Genomic DNA, 6129 nt, shown 5'->3' on the forward strand with positions numbered 1-6129 from the left:
TAGTCTAATCGGCGGAGCCGCGCATTACCAAGAGAGAGTGGAGATTTTCCCTCCCCCCGGATGGGTGAAAGGCTACTCGTCGTCTTCCTTGAGCTTCGCCAGAACGCTGTAATCTTCGAGCGTCGTGGTATCGCCGACCGTTTCCTTGCCGGCGGCGATGTCTTTGAGCAACCGCCGCATGATTTTGCCGCTGCGTGTTTTGGGAAGACTGCCCGTGAAGCGGATGTCGTCGGGTTGGGCGAGTGCGCCGATTTCTTTGCGCACGTGCTGTTTGAGAGCGCTGCGCAGTTCGTCGCTGGGCACGGCATTTTTGAGCGTTACAAATACAGCGACCGCTTCCCCCTTAAGCTCGTCAGGGCGACCCACCGCCGCGGCTTCGGCAACGTTGGGATGCGACACGAGCGCGCTTTCGATTTCGATTGTGCTGAGCCGATGACCTGAGACGTTCAGCACGTCGTCGATGCGGCCCATAATCCAGTAATAGCCATCGTCGTCGCAACGCGCATTATCGCCGGCGAGGTACCTGCCTTTGACTTTGCTCCAGTAGACTTCCTTATAGCGTTCATCGTCGCCCCAGATACCACGGAGCATGCCCGGCCAAGGATGAGCGATCGTAAGCCATCCCCCTTGGTTGATCCCAACGGGCTTGCCCGTTTCGTCGACGATCTCGGGAATGATCCCTGGCAAAGGCTTGGTGCAACTGCCGGGCTTGGTCGCAATCGCCCCAGGGAGTGGGCTCATCATGATGCCGCCGGTTTCTGTTTGCCACCAAGTATCGACAATCGGGCAGCGCTCGCCGCCGATGACGCGGTGATACCACATCCATGCTTCGGGATTGATTCCTTCGCCCACCGTGCCCAAGAGGCGCAAGCTGCTGAGGTCGTGCTTGGCGACGTGATGGTCGCCCCACTTGATGAACGCGCGGATCGCCGTGGGGGCCGTGTAGAAGATCGTGACTTTGTACTTTTCGATAATCTGCCAGAACCGACTTTCGTCGGGGGCGTTGGGGGCCCCTTCGTACATCACGCACGTTGCACCGGCACTGAGCGGACCGTAAACGAAATAGGTATGACCAGTGACCCAACCACAGTCGGCGGTACACCAATAGACGTCCTCGTCGCGATGATCGAAGACCCACTGGAACGTCTTTTTGGCGAACAGATTGTAGCCCGCCGTGGTGTGCTTGATTCCTTTTGGTTTTCCGGTGGAACCGCTCGTGTACAAAATATAGAGCGGCGCTTCGCTGGGGAGCGGCGTGGCGGGGCAATCGGCTGAGGCCTTGGCCATCATTTCATGCCACCAATGATCGCGTCCTTTTTCCATATGGATCGCTTCATTCACGCGGTCGAGCACAATGCAATGTTTTACGGTCGTCGATTTAGCAAGCGCTTCATCAACAGTTTGCTTAAGCGGTAGTGCCTTACCTCGCCGCCACCCGGCATCGGCCGTGATTTGCAGTTTGGCTTTCGCGTCGTTATTACGGTCGGCGATCGCTTCTGCCGAAAAGCCGGCGAAGATCACAGAATGAATCGCGCCGATTCGTGCACAGGCGAGCATCGCGATGGCGAGCTCGGGAACCATCGGCATGTAAATCGAAACGACATCGCCTTGTTGAATGTCGAGCGATTTCAGGCAGTTGGCGAACTTGCAGACCTCGCGATGCAAATCGGTGTAGGTAAGTTTGCGTTCGTCGCCGGGCTCACCTTCCCAAAGAATTGCCATGCGGTCGCCGCGGCCTTCGGCGATGTGCTTATCAAGTGCATTATACGAGACATTGGTTTCGCCATCGGCGAACCACTCGGCGAACGGTTCGTTCCACTCGAGCGATTTGGTGAACGGCTTGAACCAATGCAATTCTTTGCGAGCAAGGTCGGCCCAAAATTTGATGGGGTCGCTCTTCGCCTGGTTCCAGAGCTGCTCATATTCGGCAAGTGATTTGATCCGTGCCTGGGCTGAAAATTCCGCACTCGGCGGAAACAGCCGCGTTTCGTGCATAACGGTATCAATCTGCCCGCTGGCTGCCGACATCGACAAGTCTCCCGGTCTGAAAAGCGAAGGAAAAGTCTGGAAATGAGAACCTTCGATTTTACAGAAACGGACTGCGATTTCCAGCCGTTTGGAACTTAGCTTTCATAATGAAATCGACAGGCAACGATCACGAGGTCGCCCTCTTTGACCGTGTACACAAGTCGGTGTTCGTCGTCGATACGGCGAGAAAAATAGCCCGTTAAATCAGCCTTGAGTCGCTCGGGTTTACCGAGCCCATCCGAGGGATTACGCAAACAATCCTTGATAAGCAGATTAATTCGCTTGAGCAAGTTGCGGTTATTTGTTTGGAACCAAAGATAGTCGTTCCAAGCGATTTCTGTAAAGACAAGTCTCATTGCTCGTCAAGTTCATGCTCAGTGACTACGTGAGATTCTGCCTCAAGAATTGATTTTCGCAGCTGAGCCGCGTTCGCCGGATTGCTCAGCAGATAGGCCGTCTCCTGCCACCCTGTGAATTCATCAAGCGGCATTACGACCACGCTCTCGCCCGAATCCGTTTCCAGAACCGTGGGTTCAGCATCGGATATGACTTTTGCCACGAGCGTGGAAAAATCGAAGCTGCCCCCGTTGATGTGAATGGTGTTCATGATGAGTTTTCTTTAAAGGCAAACATAACCACAGTTTGTTATTCTAGCAAACCAATGCTGGAAATGCAAAAACGCCCGCGCCAAATGATTTGACGCGGGCGTTTCTCAAATTGTCGACTTCACGAAAGGTGAAACGACGTTAATTCCCCTGTGCCGTCTGGTCGACTCGTGCGAGTTGCCATTGCTGTTGGCCCGTGGCGAAGTTTACGGCGACGCTACCCGTGGGCTGCAACAGTTGGTCCATTGAGGTTTGAAACGTGACATCCTGATTGGTATCGAACGACCATTGAGCTTGCTTGGTCTTGGGATTCAATGTGCCAACCACGTTGTGCGTCGTATTGGTGAATGAATCGTAGTAAACCCCGCGGAGCTCGCCCGCGTGATCGACTGCCAATTGCAGCATCACCGAGGGAGACGAATTCTGATTGGACGACAAGGAGTACGTTCCTAAGGTCAGCCATTCTTGTGCATCGGGGGCGACGTTCGCCATCGTCTGTTGAGGTGCGTATTCATCAGAGCTTGCCTCATCTTCGGCGGCCTCTTCATAAGTGGTTGATTCTTCCGCGTCATCAACAGGCACATAGTAGCCAGCACCGATCCAGGCACCTACCGACGCCAAGCTTGCTACCGCGACGGCATCGGCACGAGGATTGGCGTATCGCCAAGCTTGCGGATGGTCGGCATACCAAGCAGGCGAAAAGGGCTGATTCCGATTCTGGAAGTTGTTCGCCCGATCGCGAGCCGCTTGTTGAACTTGACCATTGCGGTTGTCAAATCCTTGTTGCTTGAAGGCATTCGATAGATTTTGATTATCCAAACCGCGGGTATCGATCGCGTTATTTGCGTCTCCTTGGATCGCTCGATCCTGTTGGAACTGTCTATTGCCGTTGCCGATCTGCCCCTGGTCGCGGAAGTTGCGATCACCACGTGGAGCTGCACTTTGTCTCCCGCCCCCTCCGGCACCTCGACCGGCACCACCCCGTCCACCACCGCCACCACCCCGTGCAAAAACAGGGCTGGCAATCAAGGTTGCCAACACCACAAGCGTGGCCGCAACGCCCAATCGTGAATTCAAATAAGTCATAGTCAATCCCCCCAAGTTGTGTGGTATTCCGTGGCAATCCCTCTCCGTGGGAAGTCGCACGAACATGTGCGTTTGTGGATGAGAATCACCAAGGAAAAGTTGTGTGCCGCCAAAACTGGCGAGCCGAAAAGCCAGTGAATTCTAGGCCATATTTTCTGGCTAAGACGGCGCTCTGCTTGATGTTGCCGCTCCAACTCGACCAATGGGCGCAATCGTCAACACGTCATGCCGGAAATTCCGTACGACACGAGCCGCAGCAATACGTTGGCTAGCAAACTTACGCAGACCGTGGATTAATCCTCACGTCTGAGAGAAGATTGCTGGGGAAGATTGACGAGAAGAATTATTTGTCGATCCACTCAGCAGGTGGTTCGATTTCCGTCGCCACAGGGCTGCCGGCGTCCTTGCGCCCGCTCCCTTCAAAGCGGCTCGTGGCCCGCACGGTCATATCGTGTTCGCAAAGAATCTGGCAGCTCAGTCGTACGCCAGTAAGTCCCTTTGCCGCGAGGACATCGCGTTCGGCAACGGTCATCTTGTCGGGTTCCCCATCGACAAATTCGACTTTACAAGTCGTGCAGCGTGCCTTGCCGCCGCAGGCATGCAATTGGTCGATGCCCGCATCTTCGGTCAACGCCAGGACAAGTCGTTTACCCAGGGGGACTTCGACGCTGCAGACTCCGTCGACTGTAATTTTTGGCATAGTGGGGATCCTTTCGGGGATTTTGATGGGATTCACGGTTCCTGTTACCGCCGCGCCGGTCCAAGCGGGGGCATCGCTCGCAGGGAACGACTCCTCGGACGCTTCCTGAACGACGCCGACGACCGTGGGATCATCTTCGCAATGATGCTGCGCGCAGTAAAGCCGTTCTGCCTCGAGCCAATCCGCTTCGCCAGTGCCTGCGGGCTTACCCGCCTCTTCCCAAATGCGATAAGCCATTTTGCTAATGACTTCCGCCGTTGCTAGTGAGTGTTCCATGGCGTGATCCTCTCTGAAGTGTATCTGAGCCGCAACGCGCTAGTGTCGGGTTCCTTGAAAAGAGTGCAACTTGAATGCCAAGCGATATTAGCCATTAATCTGTGGCCAAGGCGGTTTCGGCTTCTAGTTTTTCTTGCATGGCATCGGTCGAAACTCGTTCAACGGTGTCTTGACGTCGCTCACGGCCGGCACTTTCGAGGCGACTGCTGACTGCAAACCCCATGGCAATCATTCCGATTGTTCCTAGCGCGATCAGAGCGTAGGGAACACCTCTTCCCACGCGTTGCAACCATGTCATCCGCGACAAAGTCTGCTCGACGTTAAGCAGTGATTTTGCGATGGCTTCCTGAGCCAATTGCTGTTTCGCCGCCAGGATTTTTGCCGGCGAAGGATAACGCTCGAGCGGATGGACACGCGTTGGCTTGAGCGCGTCGGGATCCTTTACAAACTTCAGCTTGTCGACCAGTTCGCAGCCGTGAACTTGCCACTTGCGAATCAGCAACTCAAAACCTTCGTCCGCGGATAAGGCTTGGTCGAACACCTCTTTTTCAAAGGCAATTACGAGCGCATCCGTTTTTCCCTCGCGGCCGATCGCAAAGCGACGTTTGAGCAGCATCGCATAAGTTTGAAATTCGGCCACTTCGTCAGTCGTCGGCTGCTGACGTCGTGGAAACACCAGATAGCGATAAGCACCCATTTTCAAACCTCGAGATCAATGGATCTTCGTGGAGTTTGAATCCTTAGTATTGAATTGTAGCACACAGTGGATGGTTGGCTCGGTTTGACTCCTCATCCTGTTTGCAAATCGACCACTAAAGTTTTAGCAATAAGGTCGTCGAGTGAACGTCGTTTCTTGCTCAATAAAATTGCAACCGCACCGCATACAGTCCAGACCTGAGCAATCCGGATCATAATTATTAGCCAGTCTGGCTTCAACTGCTTGATGATTTTACCTCGATCGTACCAGCCCAAATAAAAATCGGAGATGGGCATAATAGACAATGTGTGAAGCGTACCAAAAAGAATTATGCCACCAAGTAGGATATCCGCTGAACTACGTAGCCATGCCTGTTTCCAAGTAATCTTTTCACCATTGAGTTGTAAGACACGAATGCCAATCGCATACTTGCCCGCAGTTTGGCCATAACGTCTATGACAGTAAACTTGGTAGCCATTCAGAATGACAAAGCGAACTAAATTAACAAGATAAGCCGAGGGCTTTGAAAATCCCTCCAGCCACCACGACAGGATAACCAGTGGAAAGAGAACGAGCCCATCAATAAGAACTGCCAACAGTCGTTGCCAAAAAGTAGCGTATGTCATAGCGTACTTATACAGTCGTCTAGCGACGACGCATAGCGAATTTATGTGTACGACTCATATCTAGCAATTAGCAGGAAATTCCTATGAACACAAATCTCGCGGAAAAACTTG

General features: G+C 53.5%; 7 protein-coding genes and 1 pseudogene. All 8 read right to left on the minus strand.

Annotated features, from left to right (window positions below):
- Positions 1-72: 72 nt before the first annotated feature.
- On the minus strand, positions 73-2028 hold the full coding sequence (gene acs / locus SH678x_RS23310) for an acetate--CoA ligase (RefSeq protein ID WP_496923148.1): 1956 nt from the start codon (positions 2026-2028) through the stop codon (positions 73-75).
- 95 nt (positions 2029-2123) lie between these two features.
- Entirely contained in the window at positions 2124-2384 is a 261-nt protein-coding gene (locus SH678x_RS23315) for a Txe/YoeB family addiction module toxin (RefSeq protein WP_496923149.1), read from the minus strand.
- Complete coding sequence (locus SH678x_RS23320; protein ID WP_496923150.1) at positions 2381-2635, minus strand: type II toxin-antitoxin system Phd/YefM family antitoxin; 255 nt, start codon at positions 2633-2635, stop codon at positions 2381-2383. The genes SH678x_RS23315 and SH678x_RS23320 overlap by 4 nt, the downstream gene beginning before the upstream one ends.
- A 139-nt stretch (positions 2636-2774) precedes the next feature.
- Positions 2775-3719, minus strand: a complete 945-nt coding sequence (locus SH678x_RS23325; protein WP_496923151.1) for a hypothetical protein — start codon at positions 3717-3719, stop codon at positions 2775-2777.
- A gap of 343 nt (positions 3720-4062) precedes the next feature.
- On the minus strand, positions 4063-4419 hold the full coding sequence (locus SH678x_RS23330; RefSeq protein ID WP_496919694.1) for a 2Fe-2S iron-sulfur cluster-binding protein: 357 nt from the start codon (positions 4417-4419) through the stop codon (positions 4063-4065).
- Positions 4420-4590: 171 nt separating this feature from the next.
- A pseudogene (locus tag SH678x_RS23335) lies at positions 4591-4695 on the minus strand (DUF2934 domain-containing protein); the annotation flags it as partial.
- A gap of 94 nt (positions 4696-4789) precedes the next feature.
- The gene (locus SH678x_RS23340; RefSeq protein WP_496919692.1) at positions 4790-5392 is read right to left on the minus strand and encodes a hypothetical protein; all 603 of its coding nucleotides are present in this window, start codon (positions 5390-5392) and stop codon (positions 4790-4792) included.
- Between the two features lie 92 nt (positions 5393-5484).
- A complete protein-coding gene (locus SH678x_RS23345) occupies positions 5485-6018 on the minus strand; it encodes an RDD family protein (protein WP_496923152.1) in 534 nt (177 codons plus the stop codon).
- Positions 6019-6129 lie beyond the last annotated feature (111 nt).

The sequence above is a fragment of the Bythopirellula superficialaquae genome, from assembly GCF_059632245.1.